The sequence below is a fragment of the Synechococcus sp. BA-120 BA3 genome, from assembly GCF_034931285.1.
Taxonomy (GTDB): domain Bacteria; phylum Cyanobacteriota; class Cyanobacteriia; order PCC-6307; family Cyanobiaceae; genus Cyanobium.
In genome coordinates, this window is the sequence record NZ_JAYGHZ010000490.1 from 1 (window position 1) to 876 (window position 876).

General features: G+C 75.5%; 1 protein-coding gene. It reads left to right on the top strand.

What is annotated here, in order from left to right; translation table 11 throughout:
* On the top strand, positions 1-876 hold an 876-nt coding region (locus VB737_RS17080; RefSeq protein WP_500314732.1), incomplete at both ends, for a hydantoinase/oxoprolinase family protein.

Here is an 876-nt window from a genome sequence, read left to right on the forward strand (position 1 = left end):
CTTCGGGGCCCTGGCCCGCCAGCTGGGGCTGGACAGCCCGGAGGCGGCGGCCCAGGGGGCGCTGACGATTGCCATCGAGCGCATGGCCGAGGCGATCCGGCGCATCTCGATCCAGCGCGGCCACGACCTGCGCGGCGCCGTGCTCGTCACCTTCGGCAGCGCCGGCGGCCAGCTCACCTGCCCCCTGGCCGATGCCCTCGGCCTCACCCGGGTGCTGCTCCATCCCCTGGCCGGGGTGCTCTCGGCCTACGGCATCGGCCTGGCCCGCCCCTCCCTGTTGCGGGAGCGCACCCTGCGGCAGCCCCTCGAACCCGCCCTGCTGCCCCGGCTGGAGCGGGAGATCGCGTCGCTGGTGGCCGAAGCCAGCGCCGAACTGGGCACCAGCGGTGATCTGGCCCCCGGCGAGGCGCCGTGCTGGCAGGCCCGCCTGGAGCTGCGCTACGGCGGCAGCGACCAGGGGCTGGAGCTGCCCTGGCCCGCCGGGCCCCCCGAGGACGCGTACGCGGATCTGCGCGCCGGTTTCGAGGCCCGCCACCGGCAGCGCTTCGGCTTTGTGGTGGAGGACGAGCCCCTGGTGGTGGAGCGGCTCCAGGTGGAGGTGGGTGCTCCAGCCCCCGAGACCCCAGCGGGGGTCGTCCGGGCCGCGGAACTCCCGGAGGCGGCGGATCCACCCGAGCCCTCTGAATGGGTTCCCCTTTGCCTGGCGGAAGAGCACGGCGGGGGCAGTGGCACCGGGATGACCTGGCGCCAGGTGCCCCTCTGGCGCCGGGAGCAGCTGGCGGCGGGCCAGCGGATCGCAGGGCCGGCGCTGGTGGTGGAGCCCACGGGCACCACGGGGCTGGAGCAGGGGTGGGGGGGTCTCTTATACCAATCTCC